General features: G+C 61.0%; 19 protein-coding genes and 2 pseudogenes. 19 read left to right on the top strand and 2 right to left on the bottom strand.

Annotated elements, in window-relative coordinates; translation table 11 throughout:
• Positions 1-15 precede the first annotated feature (15 nt).
• The 14 genes from ACWHYQ_RS06980 (at position 16) to ACWHYQ_RS06915 (ending at position 13,289) form a co-directional block, all read left to right on the top strand.
• The gene (locus ACWHYQ_RS06980; protein ID WP_447974982.1) at positions 16-1,053 is read left to right on the top strand and encodes a CgeB family protein; all 1,038 of its coding nucleotides are present in this window, start codon (positions 16-18) and stop codon (positions 1,051-1,053) included.
• Positions 1,043-1,972, top strand: coding sequence for a methyltransferase domain-containing protein (locus ACWHYQ_RS06975; RefSeq protein WP_447974981.1), 930 nt, complete (start codon positions 1,043-1,045; stop codon positions 1,970-1,972). The genes ACWHYQ_RS06980 and ACWHYQ_RS06975 overlap by 11 nt, the downstream gene beginning before the upstream one ends.
• The gene (locus ACWHYQ_RS06970; RefSeq protein WP_447974980.1) at positions 1,973-2,932 is read left to right on the top strand and encodes a glycosyltransferase family 2 protein; all 960 of its coding nucleotides are present in this window, start codon (positions 1,973-1,975) and stop codon (positions 2,930-2,932) included.
• 67 nt (positions 2,933-2,999) lie between these two features.
• On the top strand, positions 3,000-4,007 hold the full coding sequence (locus ACWHYQ_RS06965; protein WP_447974979.1) for a glycosyltransferase family 2 protein: 1,008 nt from the start codon (positions 3,000-3,002) through the stop codon (positions 4,005-4,007).
• A gap of 46 nt (positions 4,008-4,053) precedes the next feature.
• On the top strand, positions 4,054-4,755 hold the full coding sequence (locus tag ACWHYQ_RS06960) for a transaldolase (RefSeq protein ID WP_447974978.1): 702 nt from the start codon (positions 4,054-4,056) through the stop codon (positions 4,753-4,755).
• A complete protein-coding gene (locus tag ACWHYQ_RS06955) occupies positions 4,752-5,687 on the top strand; it encodes an NAD-dependent epimerase/dehydratase family protein (RefSeq protein WP_447974977.1) in 936 nt (311 codons plus the stop codon). The genes ACWHYQ_RS06960 and ACWHYQ_RS06955 overlap by 4 nt, the downstream gene beginning before the upstream one ends.
• The gene (locus ACWHYQ_RS06950; RefSeq protein ID WP_447974976.1) at positions 5,675-6,409 is read left to right on the top strand and encodes a nucleotidyltransferase family protein; all 735 of its coding nucleotides are present in this window, start codon (positions 5,675-5,677) and stop codon (positions 6,407-6,409) included. Before ACWHYQ_RS06955 ends, ACWHYQ_RS06950 begins: the two co-directional genes overlap by 13 nt.
• Positions 6,406-7,461, top strand: a complete 1,056-nt coding sequence (locus ACWHYQ_RS06945) for a GHMP family kinase ATP-binding protein (protein WP_447974975.1) — start codon at positions 6,406-6,408, stop codon at positions 7,459-7,461. The genes ACWHYQ_RS06950 and ACWHYQ_RS06945 overlap by 4 nt, the downstream gene beginning before the upstream one ends.
• Before the next feature lie 2 nt (positions 7,462-7,463).
• Positions 7,464-8,780 (top strand): UDP-glucose dehydrogenase family protein, encoded by a 1,317-nt coding sequence (locus ACWHYQ_RS06940; RefSeq protein WP_447974974.1) that lies wholly within the window; start codon positions 7,464-7,466, stop codon positions 8,778-8,780.
• Between the two features lie 25 nt (positions 8,781-8,805).
• The gene (locus tag ACWHYQ_RS06935; RefSeq protein WP_447974973.1) at positions 8,806-9,672 is read left to right on the top strand and encodes an SDR family NAD(P)-dependent oxidoreductase; all 867 of its coding nucleotides are present in this window, start codon (positions 8,806-8,808) and stop codon (positions 9,670-9,672) included.
• Positions 9,673-9,675: 3 nt separating this feature from the next.
• A complete protein-coding gene (locus ACWHYQ_RS06930) occupies positions 9,676-10,698 on the top strand; it encodes a Gfo/Idh/MocA family protein (protein WP_447974972.1) in 1,023 nt (340 codons plus the stop codon).
• Between the two features lie 32 nt (positions 10,699-10,730).
• Positions 10,731-11,273, top strand: coding sequence for a D-glycero-alpha-D-manno-heptose-1,7-bisphosphate 7-phosphatase (locus ACWHYQ_RS06925; RefSeq protein ID WP_447974971.1), 543 nt, complete (start codon positions 10,731-10,733; stop codon positions 11,271-11,273).
• Positions 11,242-11,853 (top strand): SIS domain-containing protein, encoded by a 612-nt coding sequence (locus ACWHYQ_RS06920; RefSeq protein WP_447974970.1) that lies wholly within the window; start codon positions 11,242-11,244, stop codon positions 11,851-11,853. The genes ACWHYQ_RS06925 and ACWHYQ_RS06920 overlap by 32 nt, the downstream gene beginning before the upstream one ends.
• Before the next feature lie 56 nt (positions 11,854-11,909).
• Positions 11,910-13,289, top strand: coding sequence for an exopolysaccharide biosynthesis polyprenyl glycosylphosphotransferase (locus ACWHYQ_RS06915; protein WP_447974969.1), 1,380 nt, complete (start codon positions 11,910-11,912; stop codon positions 13,287-13,289).
• Positions 13,290-13,427: 138 nt separating this feature from the next.
• Here the strand turns inward: ACWHYQ_RS06915 and ACWHYQ_RS06910 are convergent, their stop codons facing one another.
• Together ACWHYQ_RS06910 and ACWHYQ_RS06905 are read right to left on the bottom strand one after the other, a co-directional pair.
• Positions 13,428-13,703, bottom strand: coding sequence for an integrase core domain-containing protein (locus ACWHYQ_RS06910; RefSeq protein ID WP_447975539.1), 276 nt, complete (start codon positions 13,701-13,703; stop codon positions 13,428-13,430).
• Positions 13,704-14,009: 306 nt separating this feature from the next.
• Positions 14,010-14,183 (bottom strand): annotated as a pseudogene (locus ACWHYQ_RS06905) (IS3 family transposase); the annotation flags it as partial.
• Between the two features lie 182 nt (positions 14,184-14,365).
• Here ACWHYQ_RS06905 and ACWHYQ_RS06900 point away from each other — a divergent pair.
• The 5 genes and pseudogenes from ACWHYQ_RS06900 (at position 14,366) to ACWHYQ_RS06880 (ending at position 21,740) form a co-directional block, all read left to right on the top strand.
• Positions 14,366-15,616 carry an IS256 family transposase gene (locus tag ACWHYQ_RS06900; RefSeq protein ID WP_447974462.1) on the top strand — a complete coding sequence of 417 codons (1,251 nt, stop codon included), beginning with the start codon at positions 14,366-14,368 and terminating at the stop codon, positions 15,614-15,616.
• 254 nt (positions 15,617-15,870) lie between these two features.
• A complete protein-coding gene (locus ACWHYQ_RS06895) occupies positions 15,871-16,431 on the top strand; it encodes a Uma2 family endonuclease (RefSeq protein ID WP_447974968.1) in 561 nt (186 codons plus the stop codon).
• A gap of 159 nt (positions 16,432-16,590) precedes the next feature.
• Positions 16,591-17,145, top strand: a pseudogene (locus tag ACWHYQ_RS06890) (Uma2 family endonuclease).
• A 345-nt stretch (positions 17,146-17,490) separates the two neighbouring features.
• Entirely contained in the window at positions 17,491-19,128 is a 1,638-nt protein-coding gene (locus ACWHYQ_RS06885; RefSeq protein WP_447974967.1) for a capsule assembly Wzi family protein, read from the top strand.
• Positions 19,129-19,400: 272 nt separating this feature from the next.
• Positions 19,401-21,740, top strand: coding sequence for an SLBB domain-containing protein (locus ACWHYQ_RS06880; protein WP_447974966.1), 2,340 nt, complete (start codon positions 19,401-19,403; stop codon positions 21,738-21,740).
• Positions 21,741-21,844: the final 104 nt, after the last annotated feature.

The following is a 21,844-nucleotide window of genomic DNA, read 5'->3' as shown; positions in this document are numbered from 1 at the left end:
AGTCAGGGACTGTTGATGAGAGTTGCTTACCACATACCGCATCCAGGAGGCGTCGGCGCAGATCGATGGATCTGTGATGCCTGGCGTGAAGGCTTCCAGAGGCTCGGCCATGAATTCGTCGTGGTGTCATCTCTCGGAGAACTTGCGGAAACAAGGGCGGCGCAGACGCCCACGCTCTTGTTTACGGCTATTAATCTCTTGGATTCTGAATCCTGGGTTCCAGCGCTCCACCGTCTCCGTAAGGCGGGAACCAAAGTCCTGCTGTGGGTCCACTGGCCATTGGTGCCGTCTGTAGATCGTCGCCTGGCGGATATCCTCAAACATGATGACATCGCTGATGTGTATTTCGGGGAAAGAGAGTCTGAACAGATGGCTCAGTTTGAAGCGGAAACCGGCAAGAAGTACCACGTGATAGCCAATGCCGCCAATCCAGCGTTGCACTTCCCGGCCAAACCTACGGCGAAATACCAATATGATCTTGTGTATCTCGGAGCGAACCTCAAACACAAGCGGTGGTTCGCGGAGAACGTTCTTCGGCCGCTCAAAGCGAGATACAGAATCGGTCTGTTCGGACCAGGCTGGACCGCCCGTGACCAGGTCCTCCGCGCCATCAGTAAGGCGTCGCGCCATGCTGGGTTCACTGGAGTTGCTCGCCTCGTTGATCGGCGTCGCATCACGGTGCCTCCTGAAGAGGAGAACGTCCTCTATTCGTCTGCGAAGATTTGCCTCAACTTCCACGAAAGAGAACCTGACGGGTCTCAGCCCCACTATATTGTCAACCAGCGTACGTTTAAGATCCCCGCATGCGGGGGTTTTCAGATTTGTGATGATGTTCCCGCGATTCGGAAATACTTCGCGGACGACGAAATCGTGCTGGCATCGCTTGATGCCAGAGAATGGCACGACAAGATCGAATACTACCTCGCGCATGATGACGAAAGGCGACAGATTCAGGCAAAAGGGACCAGAAGAGCGTTGCAGGAACATCTGTCTACCCATCGGGTTCGCCAAGTGTTGAGCCTTCTGGGAATTCAGGAGCGACATGTTGGATGAGGAGTTCCTGCACATCCTTTGCTGCCCGGTGTGTAGGGACACCTTGACCGGCGGACGGGAGGTCTTGGCGTGCAAGGGGTGTGGGGCTAAGTATGCGGTCAAGGCGGGGGTCCCCATCCTCGTGACGCGCGCGCTGTTGGAGCGGGAGGATGTTCAGGTCAGCAAGGACAAGTGGGGTCGGCACTGGAAGGCCTGGAACTGGGAGGCGGAGCTTGAGGCCTATCGGCGGGTGAACTTGCCGTTCATTTACAACCATCTGCTGCCGGTTGAATCAGGGCAGTGGTTCCTTGAGGTGGGCGGAGGACCATCGTACCTCTGCTATGAAGTGAGCAGGCTCGGGCTCAACGTGGTGAGTGTGGACCTGGATTTGGATATTCTTCTCAAGGCCAAAGTGTCGTTTGAGCGAAACGGAAGAAAAGGTTACTTTGTGTGCGCCTCCATGAACCAGCTGCCGTTCCGACCCGGAATTTTCGATGTGTCAGCGGGTATCGGCGTGTTGGAGCATTCGCGCAGAATCGAGGAGTCTCTTGTCGAATTGTCACGAGTGGCCAAAGAGGGTGGCAGAACCTTTCAAACTGTACCGTACCTTTCTCTGACAACGCTAGTCACTGCTTCGATCCGGTTTGGCACCGTCCCTCATCTTCCGGTGCTTGGAGCCATTGTCTGGGCTGTGCACGGGAAAGTCCTCAACGGTAGATACATGCGGTACGGGTATGAGGAATCATATAGTCCCCGTTTCCTCCGAAAGGCCTTTGCGCAAGCTGGGTTCCGGGAAGTGGAGGTCGGCTTTTACGATTATGACCAGGCGGTGTGCAAACGGGTTCCAGTGATCGGGCGCCTGACATATCGCATGATGCGACTGAAATGTCTGGAGATGAGACCCTTCGCGGATATTGCGTACGTTCAAGCTAGGCGATAGATGAAAAGCATGGACACTGGGCACCTCGTTTCAATTATCGTGCCTGCTTTCAACGCCGAGCGGTTCATTCAGCGCGCACTTGGGAGTGCCCTGGCGCAGTCTTATTCTCACATGGAAGTCATTGTAGTAGACGATGGGTCGACCGATTGCACGGCAGAGTTGGTCAAAGGTTTTGACGATCCTCGCATCAGGTATTGCTACCAGAGAAACGCGGGCCAAGGAGCGGCCCGCAACCGTGGGTTGGCCCAGGCCCGCGGACAGTACATCACGTTCCTGGATGCCGACGATCAGTACCTGCCAGGCAAGATCGAGAAACAAGTGGGGTTCCTGGAGGCACACCCGGACTATGTGGTCTGCTATTGCAATGCGCTCCATTTTTATACCGGCGAGCCTGAGCGGGTGTTCAGGAAGCCGAGAGGCGGCCGGAGTGGCAATCTCCTATCCGAATTATTAAAGACGTCGTTCATTAACCCGAACACGGTCATGGTCCGGCGCGAGGTACTGGACAAGGTGGGCGGATTCAACGAGACCCGCTATTACCCCGAGGATTGGGATCTCTGGCTCCGCATCGCCCTTGCCGGCTATCAGTTCGGGTATCTAGACGAAGACCTGGTTGTCGTGGAAATCAGGCCAGACAGCAACACGACCATGGACATCCAGGCGACGCTCAAAGCCAACGCGATCGCAATGTTCGAGCGGCTCTTTCCCCACCCGATCTCCGTGGACGGTCGCGTCTATTCGGCCGAGCGCACGATCCGGAGTTTGAAATGCAAGCTGGCGATTGCCCATCTGTTGACTGGGCGCCGGCGTGAATTTCTCCATACTTTTCTGGCCGTGTTTCCCTCCAAGGCGGCTGGATATGTCGTCGGCGGTCTGCTCGCAAGCCTGCCGCGGTCCCTGTGGCCCATGCTGTGGAAGATGAACCAATTGCGGCAAGGCCGCCCCGTGGTCCGAAGGTAGCTTCCTTTTCAATCTTTTCTCCTGAAGGGGCATCGCGATCAGGGCAGCGAAGAGAATTCTTTCCTGCGTGCCTCTCCCATACGTGTCAATCATCGTAGCCGCCAGGAACGAGGAGACCCATATGGGCCGCTGTCTGGGCCAGCTCCTCGATCAGGACTACCCCCGCGATCGGTACGAGATCGTCGTCGCGGACGGCATGAGCACCGATCGCACGAGGGAGATTGCCGAGAACTTCAAAGGGAATGGCGTTCCGCTGTCTGTGGTCCCGAACCCTGGCCTGGGGCGGGCGCAGGGGTTGAACGCGGCGATCCGGGCGGCCAAGGGTGACGTGATCATCCGGGTCGATGCCCGCACAGTGATCGGGAAGGATTACGTGTCCCGATGCGTCCGCACGCTTTTGGAGACAGGAGCGGATAATGTCGGAGGTCTCCAGAAGCCGCTCGCGAGCACGCCTACCCAAGAGGCGATCGGCCTGGCGTTGGCGCATCCCTTCGGGGTCGGCAATGCCGCGTTCCGACTGGGACGCAAGAGCGGATTCGTGGACACGGTGTACCTCGGCTGCTTTCGGCGGGAGGTATTCGACAAGGTCGGGTTGTTCGACGAGGAGGCGCCGGTCATCAGCGAGGATTCCGATATCAATTATCGGATCAGGCGGGCGGGCGGCAAGGTCTATCTCGACAAGGAGATCGTCGCCTACTATTCCCCGCGGGAGACGTTCTGCGATTTATGGAAACAGTATTTCCGGTACGGCGGCGCGCGCGCCGGCACGCTCCTCAAGCACAAACGGCTGTTCTCCTGGCGCCAGGTGGTCCCGCCGTTGTTTCTTGCGGTGCTGGGACTCCTGCCGGTTCTGGCGCTGGCCGATGCTCGGATCCTGAAGCTCTTCGGCGGCGTGCTGGGCTTGTACGTGCTCCTTGACGGGGCGGTGTCGCTGAAGTTGGCGCGGCAGCGGCGCGCCCTCGCGCTCTTTCCCCGGCTTCTTCTCGCTTTCCCCTGCATGCATGTTGCCTGGGCCCTCGGCTTCTGGAAACGTCTCCTCCTTCCCGAACGGCCCGGCACGTACTGGAAGCATTGAGCTTCGCTCTTGGATTCCACAGCTTTCTTCGTTCTGGAGGTCGTCGATGAAAATCAAAATCTTCGCCGATGGGGCCAATCTCGCCGACATGTTGGCCTGGTATGGCAATGGTAGCCTGGTCCAAGGGTTTACGACGAATCCCACCTTGATGAAGAAGGCCGGCATCACCGACTACGAGGCCTTTGCCAAAGAAGTCCTGGCACGGATTCCCGACCTTCCTATCTCCTTCGAGGTTTTCGCGGACGAGCTGCCTGAGATGGAACGGCAGGCCAGAAAGATCGCGTCCTGGGGTCCGAACGTGTACGTGAAGATCCCGGTGACGACTACGGCGGGGGTGTCGACCGCGCCGGTGGTGAGGAGCCTCTCCGCGGCAGGCGTGCAAGTGAATGTGACGGCCGTGTTTACCGTTCCCCAGGTGAAGCAGGTCCTCGACAGTCTTTCGCGAGAGGCGGCTTCGATCATTTCCATTTTCGCCGGCCGCATCGCGAACGCCGGCGTGGACCCGATGCCGATCGTGAAGAAGGCGGTGGAACTCGCCAAGCCCTTGCCGAAATGCGAGATCCTGTGGGCCAGCCCGCGAGAGGCGCTGAACGTCATTCAGGCGGAGGAGTGCGGCTGCCACATCATCACGATGACCCCGGATCTCTTGGCTGCGATGAAGACGTTCGGCAAGGACCTGGAGGAGTATTCGCTGGAGACCGTCCAAATGTTCTACCGGGATGCGCAGAGCGCAGGGTACCGGCTGTGAAACCGCGGATCGTCATCACTGGTGTCGCCGGCTTCATCGGAAGCAACCTGGCAGAGCGTCTTCTGGCTGAGGGCTACACGGTCGTCGGCCTGGATAACCTGAGCTGGGGCGTGCGGGAGCAAGTCCCGGAGGGAGTCCGATTTCACGAGTTGGACATCCGGTCCCCGAAGCTGCATGAGGTGCTTCAGCCAGGGGACGTCGTGTTCCATTTGGCCGCGAAAAACTGTATCAGCGATTGCCAGCAGGATCCCGTGGAGACGGCCTCCATCAACGTGACGGGGACCGTCAATGTGTTCGACGCGGCCCGACGTGTTGGGGCGAAAAAAGTGATCTATGCCGAGTCCTCGGCCCTTTACGAGGGAGCGACGCGTCTCCCGACGCCGGAGCAGGACGTCCATCCGCAAAGCTTCTATGCGGTTAGCAAGCTGGCGAGCATGGCCTTCGCCCAGGCCTATCAACGGTTTCATGGTCTGCGGATAACCGCGCTCCGATACTTCTGTGTCTATGGACCGAGGCAGGATTATCGGCGGACTATCCCGCCGGTCATGAGTGCCTTCATCTTGAAGCTGCTACGGGGCGAGCGGCCGGTGATCTACGGGACGGGCGAGAAGCGCCGGGACTTCATCCATGTGGATGACGTGAACGACTTTCATCTCATGTGCCTCACGGACCCGCGGACGGACGGGCGCGTGTTCAACCTCGGGAGCGGAGAGAATTACTCGGTAAAGGACATCTACGAGCGCGTGGCCGCGATCATGGGGACGACCCTGGCTCCCATCTATAGGCCGGATCTCCCTGGGGAGGCGCAGGAAACCTTGGCGGATATCTCGGCAGCCAGGGCCCTGGGCTGGCGGCCCAAAATCAGCTTGGATCAGGGGCTCCGCAGCTTTGTCGAGTATTACCGGAAGAGAGGGCTTCCGTGCGGGACCTAAAGGCCCTGGTGCTGGCTGCCGGGAAGAGCTCCCGCATCGCCCCGGTCGCTGGCGGCCTTCCCAAGCCCCTTCTCCCCTTCCGCGGGGAACCCATCTTGGGACGAAACCTCCGATGGTTGGCCCGTCAGGGCATCCGACACGTCTGGATCAACCTGCACTACCGTCCAGATGACATCCGCTCCGCGATCGGCGACGGAACTCGCTTCGGCCTTGCTGTTCGTTACAGCTTCGAGCCGGAGATCCTCGGCACAGCCGGAGCCGTCCGGCACCTCGCCTGCGAGTGGGAGCGGACGTTTCTCGTGGTCTATGGGGATAATCTCCTGTGGTTTGACCTTCAGGAATTTCTTCGCTTCCATCGCGCCGGCAAGGCCTGCGTCTCGGTCGCGCTCTTCGACCGGACCCGCCATCCCCATACCGGTATCGCCGGCGGGCGGGTCAGGCTGTCGCCGGACGATCGCATTCTGGAGTTCTGTGAGGGCGGCGGGGACCACGATTCGACGTTGGTGAGTGCGGGGGTGTATCTGGTGGAGCCGGAGGTCGTTAACGAAATTCCTCATGGCCAGGTGTACGACTTCGGACGGAATCTGTTTCCCTTCCTGCTCGCCCAGGGGCGCGCTCTTCGGGGTTATCTCATTGCAGGATACTGTCTCGGAGTGGACACGCCGGAAAGCTATCAACGGGCGATCGAGCTGATCGAGTCCGGGGAGGTGACGCTCGTATGATCGTGACCAGAACCCCTTTTAGGGTAACGCTAGGCGGCGGAGGCACTGATCTACCCTCGTACTACGAAAAGTATGGCGGCTTCATCTTTGCGATGGGGATCGACAAGTACATGTACGTCATGACGAACCCGCCGACGGTCGACCGCAAGATCCGCCTGCACTATTCCCAGAGCGAGACGGTGGATCACGTCAGTCAGTTGCGCCACGAGCTGGCTCGCGAAGCCCTCCGGTTCCACGGGATCGAAGACAAGTTCGAGATCTCTTCTATGGCCGATCTGCCGGCCGGGACCGGAGTCGGGTCGTCGAGCTGCTATCTCGTCGGCCTGCTGACCGCGTTGCATCACTATCGCCGGGATTATGTTCCGCTCCAGACCCTGGCGGAGGAGGCCTGTCATATCGAGCTGAACATCCTGAAAAAAGGGATCGGGAAGCAGGACCAGTACATGGCCGTCTATGGGGGGCTCACGGTGCTGGAAATTGGGACGGATGGCAGGGTGAAAGTCCGCTCCGTTGAACTGGGCAGCAGCTCGGTCGCCGCGCTCGTAGCCAATACCCATATTTATTACACCGGACACCTTCGCAATACCTTGGAGGTGTTGGCCGATCAAAACGATGCGATGAAATCGTCCGCCCAGCCCAACCACCAACGGGTGGCCGAAAGCCTCCATCGGATCAAGGATCTCGGCTATCGGATTCTAGAGGCGATCGAGCGCGAGGATTTCGACGCCTGGGGGCACATGCTCGATGAGCACTGGCAATTCAAGAAACGCATGTCTTCGAAGATCAGCCTGTCCGTGGTGGATCGCCTGTACGAGGAGGTCAAGGGGAACTACGGAGTTCTCGGTGGAAAGATCATCGGGGCCGGCGGCGGCGGATTCCTGATGCTGTACTGTCCAAAGAGTCACACGCGACTGGAACAGTTCATGCAGTCCCAGGGAATGCCCAGACTCCACTACATGGTGGAGCACGAAGGCAGCAAGGTGGTGGCGAACATCGGCAGCACAAAAGCCATAGCTTTTCATCCAAGAGTCACTCCCTTTGAAGGGAGATAGGCATGGCTCTGAATCATCTGTCCCAACCCAGCATCGGAGTCGTCGGGCTCTGGCATTTGGGGTGCACGATTGCTGCCTGTTGGGCAAAGCTCGGTCATCAGGTTCGTGGTGTCGATCTTGACGAGCAGGTGATTTTCGCCCTCACCCAGGGGCAGCCGCCGGTCTACGAGCCTGGCTTGGAAGAAGCGATCCGTTCAGGGTTGGCATCGGGCGCCCTCTCGATTTCAACCTCGGTCGAGACACTCAGAGGGTGTCGGTTCGTGTTCTTGGCCTATGACACTCCTGTCCGTGATGACGACTCATCAGATATTTCGGTCCTCCAAGTGATGACCGACCTTATGGGCCCGGTTCTGGATCCGGGCACGATCGTCGTTGTTAGCGCCCAGTTGCCGGTCGGAACTGCCAGACAGCTCCGGTCCCGCCTCAAAGGGTTTCAGGATTCAATCGAGTTGGTCTATTCGCCGGAAAATCTCAGACTTGGCAAAGCGATCTCCTGCTATACACGCCCTGGGCATGTCGTGATTGGTACCGATGATAAGAATGCCGGTGACGAAGTCGAAAAATTATTTCGGCCCATGGGGGCCGCATGTCTTCGGATGAACCTGCCGAGCGCCGAAATGGTCAAGCATGCCATCAATTCTTTTCTGGCAGCATCCATTACTCTCAGCAACCAGTGGGCCGATCTGTGCGAGGCGACTGGGGCCGATTTTTCTCAGGTTGCTGAAGCGCTGCGGCACGACCCTCGAATCGGCCAGCACGCTTATCTGACTCCGGGAATCGGATTCTCCGGGGGGACCCTCGGCCGTGACCTGCAGGTCCTTGAGTGCGTGAACCGGAACCTGGCCAACGGGGCCGCGCCGGTCTTCGGGGAGATTTGGCGGTACAACAAATCGCGTGTGCAGGTGGTGCGTTTACGCTGTGAACGGGCCCTTGGATCCGTGAGAGGAAAAAGGATTGGGCTGCTTGGCATGACCTACAAGCCGGGGACCAGCACGTTGCGACGGAGCCTCCCGCTGGAGGTTGCAGAGGATCTGCTCGGACACGGGGTGGTCGTTCGGGCGTTCGATCCTAAGGCCGACTGGAGCGAAGCGCGATTGCCGGCGGGCCTTACTGTCTGTGATTCGCCGTATGAGGTGCTGAAGGGAGCCGAGCTGGGCGTCCTGCTGACGGAGTGGCCTGACTTTCTGGAGCTGGACTACGGCCGGATCAAAACCGAGATGGCTCGCCCGATCCTGTTCGATACCAAGAATATGCTACACGCCCGGCGGACCGATCTGGAGCAATTGGGGTTCACAGTGCTCACGATCGGGCGTGGATGAGCAATGGGGAAGGATGGAGGAGGGAATGCAAAGCAAGGTGGATCTGTCCGGGAAGCGCATTGTGGTGACCGGCGGCAGCATGGGCATCGGCCTGGCCTGTGCTGAGGCGTGCCTGGAGGCTGGCGCAAAAGTATTAATTTGTGCCAGGACCAAGGAACCCCTGATTGAGGCGCTGGAAGGATTCAGGAGAAAGGGGTTTCGTGGTGCCGAGGCTGAAGTTGGTGATGTAACCCAACAGGAACAAATGGATGCTGTGTTTCAGGCCACCATCGTACGCTTAGGCGGCCTCGATGGGGTCATTCACTGCGCAGGTATTTATGGGCCTATCGGGGCCGTGACGGACGTTGATCCAGGCGAATGGGCCGATGCCATACGAGTTAACCTGTTTGGTACATTCCTGGTAACGAAGCTGGCCTGCCAGATTCTCAAGGCCCGTGGGGGAGGGAGGATTGTGTTGTTTTCGGGAGGGGGGGCCGCCTCTCCTTTTCCGAACTACACCGCTTACGCATGTAGTAAGGTGGCAGTTGTTCGGCTGACCGAGACGGTTGCTCAAGAGATGCGGGCTTTGAATGTTGAAATCAATTGCGTCGCACCAGGGTTTGTCATAACCAGGCTCCATCAGCAGACGTTGGCGGCTGGTGAGCGGGCGGGGAGGGCTTTCCTAGAAAATACAAAGCGCCAGATCGAGTCTGGTGGAGTTCCAGCTTCTGTTGGAGCCAGGGCGGCGGCATTTCTCGTGTCAGATGCAGCAAAAGGGATCACCGGGAAGTTCGTCGCCGCGCCCTACGATGGCTGGGAGGCGTGGCCGCAACACCTTGACGAGCTCCAAAAGACGGACATCTTCACGCTGAGGCGAGTCGTTCCTAGGGACCGAGGGATGGACTGGCAATAGATCATGTCAAAGCTCAGGGTGGCTGTCATCGGATGTGGGCTCATCGGATCCCGGCGGGCCAGGGAAGTCGCCCGGCATCCGCTCACCCAACTGGCTGTTGTAGCCGAGGTGAATGCCGAGCGGCGGCAGCAGATGGCTGCCTCCTTCTCTTGCCAGACGGTCGAGCACTGGAAGGCCGCAGTAGAGGACCAGCACGTGGACCTTGTGGTCGTGTCAACCCCGAACGGGTACTCGGCCGAGATCGCCATCGCGGCCTTGTCCGCCGGGAAACACGTGTTGGTCGAGAAACCCCCGGGGAAAAACCTCGCCGAGGCCCGACAGCTCGCCGAGGCTTCCCGGAAGGCGCAGCGTATCCTGAAGGTCGGCTTCAATCATCGGTACCATCCCGCCATCAAACGAGCCCACGAGCTGTGCTCGGGCGGTACGATCGGCCGGATGATTAATATCCGTGCGAGATACGGTCATGGGGGGCGCCCCGGTTACGAGAAGGAATGGCGTGGCGATCCGGAACTAGCTGGCGGCGGCGAGCTGACGGATCAGGGTGTCCACATCGCGGATCTCCTGCACTGGTTTGCCGGATTACCAGCGGAGGCCTTTGCCATTCTGCAAACGGCTGTGTGGCCGATTCAGCCGCTGGAGGACAATGCTTTCGGCCTGTTTCGGTATGCGAGCGGGGTTGTCGCTAGCTTGCACACGAGTTGGACCCAGTGGAAAAACCTCTTCTCGCTCGAACTATTTGGGGAGCAAGGATCGCTGAGCATCGAGGGGTTGGGGGGAAGCTACGGCCCGGAGCGATTGACCACGGTGATTCGGAATCCCTCCGGTGGAATCCCATCGGTCCAAGAAGAACTCTTCGAGGGCCCGGATATCTCCTGGCAACGGGAATGGGAAGAGTTTGTTGGGGCAGTGACCGAAGGATCGCCCTATCTGGGAACACCTGCTGATGGGATCGCCGCCATGACCATGATCGATGCCCTCTACCGCTCGGCGCGATCCGGAACGGCGGTGGGGCTTCAAACGGTCTAACCTTGGGACTCTCCGGGAAAAGCACGCGCGCGGTGTTCCTCGATCGAGACGGGGTGATCAACGAAGTCGTGTTCCGAAACGGAAAACCAGCTTCGCCGAGATCCCCTGTGGAGTTTCGGTTTTGCCCAGGCATCGTTGAAGCGCTTCACCGACTTTCTCGGGCCAAACTTCGAACCTTCGTGGTCAGTAACCAGCCCGATGTTGCCCGAGGCCTTCTCGCCCCTTCCGCTCTCGAAGCGATCAACAGGACAATCCTGGACCATTTGCCGGTCGAGCGTATCGTGGTCTGCCCGCATGACGATATGGATGGCTGTGTTTGTAGAAAACCCAAGCCCGGGATGCTGTTCGCCATCGCTGAGAGCGAGGGCATTGATTTGGCCGGGTCGTATCTCATCGGCGATTCCTGGAGAGACATCCAAGCGGGCCAGCTTGCCGGATGCAGGACCATCTTGCTGAGGCGTCCGTATAACGCAGGGGTGGAAGCGCACAATGTCGCCGAGACCTTGATGGAGGCCATTGACCTAATCCTGGGAGAACTTTCTAATGCCAAACCCCACGGTGTCTTACGTCAGTAGTTACCTTGGAGAAGTCCGGGATATCGCCGCCATGCTCTCGGTGGAGACTATTGCCGCCGTGATCGACGGACTGGTATCCCTTCGCGAGCGAGGAGGGCGGCTGTTCATTCTCGGGGTGGGGGGGAGTGCTGGCAACGCCTCCCATGCGGTGAACGATTTTCGAAAAATCGCGGGGATCGAGGCGTATGCCCCCACGGACAACGTCTCCGAGCTCACGGCTCGGATCAACGATGATGGTTGGGAGACCGCCTACGCGAACTGGCTGAGGGGCAGTCGGCTTGGCGCCAACGATGCGATAATCGTCCTGTCGGTTGGAGGAGGAAACGCCGAGAAGCGAGTGAGTACGAATTTAGTCGAGGCCATCAAATACGCCCGTCAGGTCGGTGCGAAAGTGTTCGGGATCGTTGGCCGCGACGGAGGCTATACTGCCAAGGTGGCCGATGCCTGCGTTATCGTTCCAACAGTCAATCCCGCCACTGTCACCCCCCATACGGAAGCTTTTCAGGCGGTCATCTGGCACCTAATCGTGTCTCACCCCAAATTGCTGGCTCACCAAATGAAGTGGGAGTCCGTGCGGTAGCCTTCCCCCACCTCCTTTGTCCCTGTCTCGGCGGTGCCTAGTTATGGGGTCCATTAATGTGGGGATTTCTTAGACATGTTCCTAAAAAGAAGCTCATTCTGAGCGTTGGGGATGGTGTTTTGGTTGTCCTGGGGTTGATTGTGACGCGCACCCCAGGTCCGCCTTCTCCAAGTGGGGTCTTTTCCTATCTCGGCCACGGTGTGATTGCCTTGGTTTATCTCTTTTTCTTTTACCTGGCCAATCTCTATATTCCGCTTTCGGCTCCCTGTCCGAAAAACAAGGTCGGCGCCCGTCTCATTGCCGCGGTGGCCGGTGCGACGCCCGCCTGCTTCATGCTCTCGGTGGTGATCCCGGTGACGGATCTCGGGTTTCTCCGCCTTGTTCTCCTGTCCATTTACCTGATCCCAGCCGCCTATATTTGGCGCTGGGGATTCGAGCGGGCGTTCGCTCGATTTAAGAAGCCGGTGCGGGTCGTCATTGTAGGGGCGGGCTGGGCCGGAAACACGATCGCCTCTGTTCTGGGTTCACTTGGGGACTTCGAGGTCGTTGGCTTTGTGGACGATGATCTGACCAAACGAAGGGCCGGCAGAGGGGTGGCTCCCATCCTTGGCACCACCTCCGACCTCCAAGCCATCGCCGAGCGATATCGCGCCGGCCTCCTGGTTCTTGCCATAACCGGCGAGAAGCCCGAGAGGCTCTTCAGGAGTCTGCTCGATTGCAAGATGAACGGGATCGAGCTTTCAGATATGCCGACTTTGTATGAGGAACTGACCGGAAAGCTCCCCGTCAACCATGTGCGAGACTCCTGGTTTGTCCAGAATTCTCTTCGCGGTGTCAGAAAGACCGTATATGCCGCCAGGCTCAAGAGGGTTTTGGATATCGGGCTGGCCCTCTCGGGCCTCGTCCTGTCCCTTCCGGTTTCCCTCCTCACTGCCCTGACAATTGTTGCTGAATCGGGTCTCCCTGTGCTGTACAGGCAGAAACGGGTTGGTCAAAACGAGCGGGAGTTCTGGCTGTTGAAATTTCGATCCATGCGCCATGGCGCAGAAGATGGTACGGGGGCGGTCTGGGCAAGGCCGGGGGATGATCGTGTCACCAGGGTCGGGCGCGTGATTCGGCTTCTGCGCCTCGATGAAATTCCACAAATGTGGAACGTACTCAAAGGCGAGATGAGTTTCATCGGCCCGAGACCGGAGCGACCGGAATTTGTGAAAGAGCTGAAAAAGAAGATTCCCTACTATTCTTTCCGTCATACTATAAAACCGGGGATCACTGGTTGGGCGCAGGTCAATTACTCTTATGGGGCGTCCGAAGAAGACGCACTGGAAAAGCTCCAATACGATCTTTTTTATTTAAAGAACATGTCCGCGCTCCTGGATCTCCATATCTTGCTCCGGACGATTCGGGTTGTGCTGTTTCGGCAGGGAAGCCGGTGATGCGGTCTGGTCGGTCATTTGGCGGTCAGGTGATGCGCCTGGGAGGCAAGGGACTGGTGGCGCGTGCGCGTCATGCCTCGCTCCCGTAATGCCCCCCGTTTGTCAAGACACTTTTGATGGTGCTGAGAGTGAGTCATCTTACGCAGCGGCCTGTGCCGCCTCCTGCCTGCGGAGGGCCGCCTCGAATTCGAGCGGGCTCTGGTAGCCCAACGCCGAGTGGACGTCGCGCTCGTGGTCCTCCACCGTGATCCAGTGGCGGATCGCCTCGCGCGCTTGCTCCAGGCTCGTGAACGCCCGCAGCCAGAGCAACTCCTCCTTGATCGTGCGCCTCAGCCGCTCCGTCTCGGCGTTGCCCTCGGGATTGTCATAGCTGGTAAAGCCCGGCTCGATCCCCAACACGCTCATGGCCGCCATGAACCCGCTGGCGGTGGGCTGGCTCCCGTTGTCGGAGCCCCGCGTCAGCCCTAGCCCCCCGGACCCCGTTCGGGAATTCGGCCTGGACCGCCTGGGCCAGCGCCGCCTCCCACTCCTGCCGGCGGCGGAGGGCCAGGTCCCAACCGACGATTTTCTTGGTGTCCCAGCCCAGCACGATGACCAAGGACGCCCAGCCCAGGGCGGGAATCGGGCACGTCGTCCTGTCGATCCCCCCAGTCCTGCCGGGGGCGCGTGGCCCTCGGCTTCGCCCGCGGGGCCCGTGTCGCCGCAATGACGCGCCCGCTTCACGGTCAAGCCGGCCTCCCGCAGCAGCCGGTAGACCTGCTTCGTATTGACCGGGAGCCCCTCCCGATCCCGCACCAGCCCCACACGCGCCGGGACGCCCCAGAAGGGATGGGCGCTGGTGATCGCCCGGATGCACGCCAGCAGCGCCTGGTCTGAAGGATCCGGCTCCGCCACCGGGCGGCCCCGTGTAAAACTCAGGACTGGACCTTTCGGACAGTGGCCGACTTGGTCTGATCACGGTTCACGCCCGAGGTATGATCAAAAGGTGTGGAAATAGGAACAAGGCGGTGGCAACCTTTCGGGTCATGCAACCCGGCCGGAGCGAGTCCGGCCATGACATGAAAGGAGGCACCGCCATGCAGGAGCAGAACACAGGAGCCACGTCGTCGTCAAGCCAGGAGTGGTGGGACCATCTGGAGGAATGGGCGCGGGGCCACATCCAGCAGTGGTTGCAGGCGCTGTTGGAGGAGGAAGTCACCGCGCGGTTGGGGCGGAAGAAATCGGAGCGCCGGGCCGCCGTCGATGCTCCAGAGGGGTACCGCAATGGGTATGGCAAGCCCCGGCGGCTGGCCTTGAGCTGCGGGACGATCACGGTGCGGCGGCCGCGGGTGCGCGGGCTGGCCGAGCGCTTCGTCAGTCGGATCCTGCCGCTGTTCCAGCGGCGGACGAAGGAGGTGGGCGAGCTCCTGCCCCGCTTGTACTTGCATGGCCTCGCGCACGGGGACTTCGAGCTGGCCCTGCGAGGCCTGCTGGGTGAGGGGGCGCCGCTGTCAGCGGCCTCCCTCCAACGGCTGAAGGCCCAGTGGCAGCAGGAGTACGAGGCCTGGAAACGGCGGCGCCTCGACGACCTGGAAGTCGTGTATGTCTGGGCGGACGGGCTATACGTGAAGGCCGGCCTCGAGGACAGCAAGGCGGCGCTGCTCGTGCTGGTGGGGGCACTCACAGATGGCCGCAAGGTCGTCCTGGCGGTGGAGAGCGGCCAACGCGAATCCAAGGAGTCCTGGGGGGCGGTGCTGCGGGATCTGGGGGCGCGGGGGCTGAAGCCTTGGCGCTGCACGGTGGCCGATGGCCACCTCGGGATCTGGGCGGCGTTGGCCGAGCAGCAGCCGACGGCCGCCGAGCAGCGGTGCTGGAACCATAAGATTCTCAACGTGCTGGACGCCATGCCGAAGACGCACCAGGCTGAAGCGAAGGCCTTGCTGAAGGCGATGCCGTATGCCGAGACGCAGGCCGAGTGCGAGCGCCTCCGGGACCAGTTCAGCCGCCGGTATCGAGGGCTAGCCCCGAAGGCCGTCGAGCGCTTACACGCTGACTGGGAGCGCCTGGTCACGTTCTATCGGTTTCCTCGTGAGCATTGGCGCCACTTGCGGACCACGAACATGATCGAGTCCCCGTTCGCCGCCGTGCGGCTGCGGACCACGGCGGGCAAGCGCTACAAGCGGATCGACTCCGCCACGGCGCTGATCTGGAAGGTGCTCCAGGTGGCGGAGGGCCACTTCCGGCGCCTGAATGCCCCGGAGCTGCTGCCCCTGGTCTACGCGGGCGTCCAGTTTGTCGATGGCGTGAAGGCATCAACCAGAGTGACCCAACAGGAGGTCGCCGCCTGATTCCATTTACACACCTCTTGACAAGACCTCTTCACGCCCCTGTGGCCAGTCCAAGCAGCGCAATCCCACTTCAGAGCGGCGATTCGGGTGCATTCCGGCATCTCTTCAGACTCGGAATGATGACCATGTGGCTTCAACCTTGACCGCCACTGGCTGAGAAGCCAATACTGGTTTATACACATTCGGCAACTGATGCTTGCCACGCTGGGTTTCCTATGGTAGCGTGAGCGGGAGCATAGTTGAGGAGGACTGCGATGGCCGGGCAGGTGCTGAAGCGGTTGTTCACCGTGGCCGAGTACCACAAGATGACCGAGGCGGGCATTTTGGGCGAGGATGACCGGGTGGAGCTTCTGGAAGGGGAGATTGTCGCGATGGCTCCCATTGGGAGTCGGCACGCCGGGGTCGTCAACCGCCTGAATCGGTTGTTTTCTCAAGTGGTTGGAGATCGGGCTGTCGTAAGTGTCCAGAACCCCATCCGGCTTGGGGAGCATTCCGAGCCCCAACCGGACCTCACGTTGTTGAGACCTCGGCCGGATTTCTACGCCCAATCCTACCCTAGCCCCGAGGATGTCCTCCTCGTGGTGGAGGTGGCCGAGACCTCTGCCGACTCGGATCGCGAGGTCAAGCTCCCGCTGTATGCCCGCTCTGGGGTTCCCGAGGTCTGGCTGGTGGACTTGGCGGCTGACACGATCGAGGTCTCGTGCTGTCCCGCCCCGCAAGGCTATCAGGAGTGCCGAATCGTGCGGCGCAGCCACCGTCTGGCTCCGCAGGCGTTCCCCGATCTCGTTCTCTCGGTAGAGGCTGTGCTGGGCTAATGCCTGGCTCCTACGGGAGGAAGAAAACGCGGTCCGGTTCCCGACCTGCCGGGGCCACGGTGCTCGGCCGTGGGCGATGGGTGGGAGGGCATCCAGGTTGGCGCCACCGGTTCTCCGGGGTCGTCATGACGGCTGGCTGGCAGAGGGAGGACCTCGCCGATGGCGACGAAGACACGGCTGACCGCTCGAGCCCTCTGGCGGATGGGCGAAGGCGATGTCCGGCGCGAACTCGTGGACGGAGCAGTGATCGAGATGGCGCCGGCTGGAGGCATCCACGGCAAGATGACAGGGCGGTTGTATCGCAAGCTGGCCGAGCATGTGGAACGGTATGGTGGCGGTGAAGTGCTGGTCGGCGCCGTGGGATTCGTGTTGGCGCTCCCTCATGACCCGGAACGGGTATGAGCTCCGGACGTGGCGTTTCTTTCCTCTCAGCGATTGCCGGAGGGGAAACTGCCGGAGACGTTCCTGCAAGGGGCGCCGGATCTGGCCGTTGAGGTGCTCTCTCCGAGCGACAATCCAGTGGAGGTGCAACGAAAGGTGCGGGATTACCTCGAAGCCGGCGCGCAGTTGGTCTGGGTCTTGGCGCCCGAGGCCCAAACCGTGACCGTCTACCGCGCCGATGGGTCGGCCCGGCTGCTCCGGGAGCAGGATGCGCTGGAGGGGGAGCAGGTGCTGCCGGGCCTCGTGATCCCGCTCAGGGAGATCTTCCAGTAAGGGTCCGGCCGTCAGGCTCTGAGAGTCCCCATGAGCGTTGGGCTCGCCCGCGCTCGGCATTCGGGGACGCGGCGCAGTCCACGGGCGCGGTAGCCGGGAGACTGGTCGGCTTAGGCAGCCTGGGGCAGCAGGCGGTGGAAGCGGACTGGAAGGCCATGGGGCTTGCGCTGCGACCGTACGGTTCGAGCGGACCGGGGGAGCGGCCGGTGCGATGGCTGAGGATACCCGTCCCGCGGTGCACTGCCCGCTCGTGGACTCCCTCGCCACCGCCGCGCCTCCGCGCCGAGACTCCTGCCGCCGCGCTGTCCCTCACCGCCTCCATGCCTGTCGCGAAAGGGGGTGATAGTGGAGCGACCGTCCGCAGGCCTTCTCGCAATCGTCGTTGTGTGGTTCGTTCTAGTCGCCGGACCAGCCGCGCTGGCCTCGGTGAATTTGCCGTTGCACCATTGGGCCTACGAGGCGATCGAGCGGCTCACGGCGATGGGCATCATTGATCGCGCGATGGTGGTGGCCAAGCCGTACAGCCGGAAATTGGCGGCCAAGTACGTCGCGCGCGCGCTCGAGCGGATTCGGGCCGGCGACGTGGCCGCGGATGGGACGGAGGCGCAGGCCGAGCCGTTGCTCGATCGCCTGCTGCAGGAGTTCCGGCCTGAATTGGTCAGCCTCGGTGCAGTGCCGGCCCCCTCGACCGCCGCCCGCAACGGAGTCGTCCGGGTGGGGGCCCGGGTGCAGATCGAGGGGGACGCGTTTTTCGTCGGTGGCGGGCAGACGGTCCGGCTTCGGGAAAACCGGATGGGCCAGTATTATGCGAACGGCGAGCAGGTGCAATCGGATCTGCGGGGGTGGGTCGAGCTGGGCGAGCTGCTCGCGGTCAGCATGGACCCCAAGTACATCAGCAATGTCCGTGCGCTCGGCATCGGCGCGACCGCCAACGACAAGAACGTGTACTTCCAGGAACTCAATGCCAAGCTCACGCTCTTCAACATCGCAGTCCAGGTGGGGCGCGGGTCGAATTGGTGGGGGCCGGGGTATCGGGGCACCCTGTTGCTGTCGGATCATGCCTTCCCGCTGGATATGGTCCAGGTCGGCAGCGACGAGCCCTTCAAGCTGCCCTGGGTCTTCAAGTCACTCGGTGAGTGGAGGATCCATACGTTTCTGACCCAGTTGGAGCGGAATCGAGATTTCCCCCGTGCGAAAGTCTTCGGCCTCCGGATCAGCTACCTGCCGGTTGACTGGCTGGAAGTGGGCCTCACCCGGTTGACCCAGTTTGATGGCCGGGGCCGGAATCAGTCGTTTCCCCGTACGGTCATTGACGCCTATACCAATCCCCCGAATCAGCCCGGCGATCAAGATGTGAATGAAGAAAGCCTGATTGATTTCCGAGCGCGAATTCCGCACGTGGACTACGTGGTTCCGTTTCCGGCTGGGTTCCAGTTCTATGGGGAGCTGGGCTCGGAGGATAAATGGTCGCAGTTTCCCCTGCCCAGCCGCGGGGCCTTTTTGGTCGGGGCCTATATCCCGCAGGTCTTCCGGGGCGATACGCTCGATTTCCGGGTCGAGTATGCGGACACCGATATTGAGCGGCGCCGGCATCCCGAGTTGGCCAATATTTGGTACAACAATGGCACCTATGTGAGCGGGATGCGGTTTCGGGGCTATCCGCTTGGGCACTGGATGGGCACGGATGCGACCGACCTGTTTGTACGCGCGACCCGCTCCCTTACGGAGACGGTGCGGGTCGGCCTCAATTTCGAACTGTCGGAGCGCGGCCGTGGATTCCCCGTACATGAAAAGAAGGTCGAGGGGGGAATGGATGTGACTTGGTGGGTGTCGCAGCACGTGCAGTTCACGATTACCTACGCGCGACAACGGATCCGGAATCCGGGGCAAATTACCGGCATCACCCCCTTTGTGGAAACGTTTGCCAGCGGCGTCGTGGCGAACAATCACCTCTTGTGGACGAATCTCGCCATCGAGTTTTAGGCGTGGCATAGAACATGCGCGAGAGGGGGCAGGGCTGGACAAGTTGGTTGACGTTTGCACCGAGCAGGCGTAAAAGAGCTTCGATGAGGATGAGGGGGCTATTCATATGGGCTCGGTGTGCTGGGGGGCAGGGGCTCGTCTGGTCGCTGGTTCTCTTGATGACGGCTCCTCCCTCGCTCTTGGCGCAAACGCAGGGGGGACCGACAACTCCCTTTCCTCAGATGGGCGCGGGGCCGCCAGCCGCAGCGGCTCCAGTACCCGGTCAGCCGATCATGACGAGCCCGACTGCCTTGCAGCCCCTGGTGCCGCCCCAGGTGCCCTGTCCCTCGCCCCAGGCGCCGAGCCGGGTGCCGGAACCGGTGCTAACCTCGATCAACGACTTGTGGCCGGTCGAGACCTCGACGTTGCTGCCCTCCTCCGTGGAGCAGCGGATGCGGCAGGAGAAGGAAGAACGGCAGGAAAAGATCGAGAAGGAACGCGAAGACAAAGAACGGCGTGAGCGGGAGCAGCAACGCCGGGAGATGAGACAGGAGGAGATGCTCACTGGCGGCCAGCACCCCCTTGCGCCTCAAGGGCTGTCTCAGGGCCAGGCCTCAGGGCCGGGGCTCACTCGCGAGAAAGAGAAAGAGAAAGAAGAGCGGCTTTTCGACAAGGGGTTCAGCATTGAAGAAGCGTTCGCGCAGTTTTCTGTGCTGCAGAGTGCGAGGAGTCGCCTCAAACAGTTTGGGTACGAGTTCTTCGAAGTCCAAGCGGCCGGGTTCGCGCCAGTGCTGGATGTGCCGGTTGGGCCGGATTATGTGATCGGCCCGCAGGATTCCCTGGCTGTCCATATCTGGAACGTGCCCGACCCGAACTTTAATCGGAGCTATATTGTTCCAGTCGAACGGGATGGGATGGTGGTGATCCCCCAGGTGGGGGCGATTCCAGTCGGGGGCTTGACGTTTTCCCAGGCCGAGCGTGCCATTGAAACCCGGCTCCGCGGGTTGCTCAAACGCTTTGAGGTACATGTAGCGATGGCGCGGCTTCGGACGATCAAGGTCTATGTGGTCGGTGAGGTCATCCGTCCCGGGGCCTATGAGATCAGCGCCCTGGCCACCGTATCCAATGCGGTCTATGCAGCCTGCGGGCCTGCGAAAACGGGGTCCCTGCGTCAAGTCAAGGTCATCCGAGACGGAAAAGTCTTGGCTGAGCTGGACTTCTATGAATTCTTGCTCGCCGGGGATCGGAGCCATGATCGCCGGTTGCAAGCGGGCGATGTCGTGATGGTCCCGCCCATTGGGCCAGTGGCCGCGATCAGTGGGGCGGTCAAGCGGTCAGCCATTTACGAGCTAAAGCCGGGTACCCGCTTATCTGACCTCCTCGCTCTGGCCGGAGGTCTCACCTCGGCGGCCGATCGATCCCGGTGCCACATTTTTCGCGTGGAGCCCGGCCGCGGCCGGTTTATGATGGACGTGGACCTGGGAGCTGTGTTAGCGAACCAGGACAAGGGGAACCACCGGCCGGATCCCGTGACGGGGGACCCTCCGATCCAGGATGGTGACTATGTGCGCATCAACACGTTGCCAACCCGAGTGGCCAACGTGGTGAGTCTGGTCGGCGCGGTCAAGAGCCCTGGTCCCTATGAGTTCCATCCGGGTCTGCGGGTTGGCGATATGCTGACCCCCGACCAGGTCACGGCTGAGGCCTACCTGGAACGGGCGGAAATTATCAGGACCGACCCGGTGACCTATCAGGCTAGGATCATTCCGTTTAGTCCCAAGGCCCTCTTTGCCGGCAGCCAGCAGGACAACCACGCTCTTCAGCGTCTTGATCAAGTTGTGGTGGCCAGTCAGGTGCGGCCCCCGAACCTGGTGTCCATCGAAGGCGAGGTGAAACGTCCCGGGTACTATACGATCGAGGTGGGCGAGCGGCTCAGCTCTTTGCTCAAGCGAGCTGGGGGCTTCACGGCGAATGCGTACCCACCGGGGATTGTCGTGATCCGCGAGTCGGTCAAGAAGAAGCAGCAGGCGGAAATGGAGCGGTTCATTCAGGCCGAACGGGAGCGATTGGCGGCCCAGTCGGCCAGCGTGGCCGCCGGCACGGCGGGCTTGGCCGGGGGGGCCGCGCTGCAGTCCTACGGCCCCATTGCCGAGCAGCAGATCTTTGCCCTCCGCCTCCAACAGCTTGAAGCCGCGTTGTCGAGGGTCGAGTTGGGGCGGGTCGTCGTTCGTCTGGATTCCATTGAAAGCCTCGAAGGCACCGAGGACGATATCCGATTGGAAGCGCGGGACAAGATCATGATCCCCACGCCGCCCCAGACGGTAAGCGTGATCGGGTCCGTCAAGAATCCCACGAATGTGGTGCATCGAGTGGGCCTCACTCTTGATGATTACCTCCGGCAGGCTGGCGGCGTCACGGAGGGGGCGAATCAACGGGAGATCTTTATCATGCACGCGAATGGGGCGACCGAGGGAGCCTACGTGCGCGTCAAGGACATCCAGCCCGGCGACACGATCGTGGTCCCCCAAAAGGTCGAAGCCAAGACTCCAACCGTGGCTCTGTGGCAGGCCGTCGCCAGTTCGCTCGGCAGCCTCATGCTGGGGGCCGCCGCGATCGCGGTCATCGGTCGGTAACGATGGACGGGTGAACGCGACCGGAGGCCTGTCCTCAACTCTTTCAGGGGGTTGACGCATCGGATGAATCAGCCAACCCCAGCCCATTCCACCCTTCCACCGCT

It is taken from the genome of Nitrospira sp. Kam-Ns4a (assembly GCF_965152595.1).
This window is presented reverse-complemented; position numbering and strand designations above follow the sequence as displayed.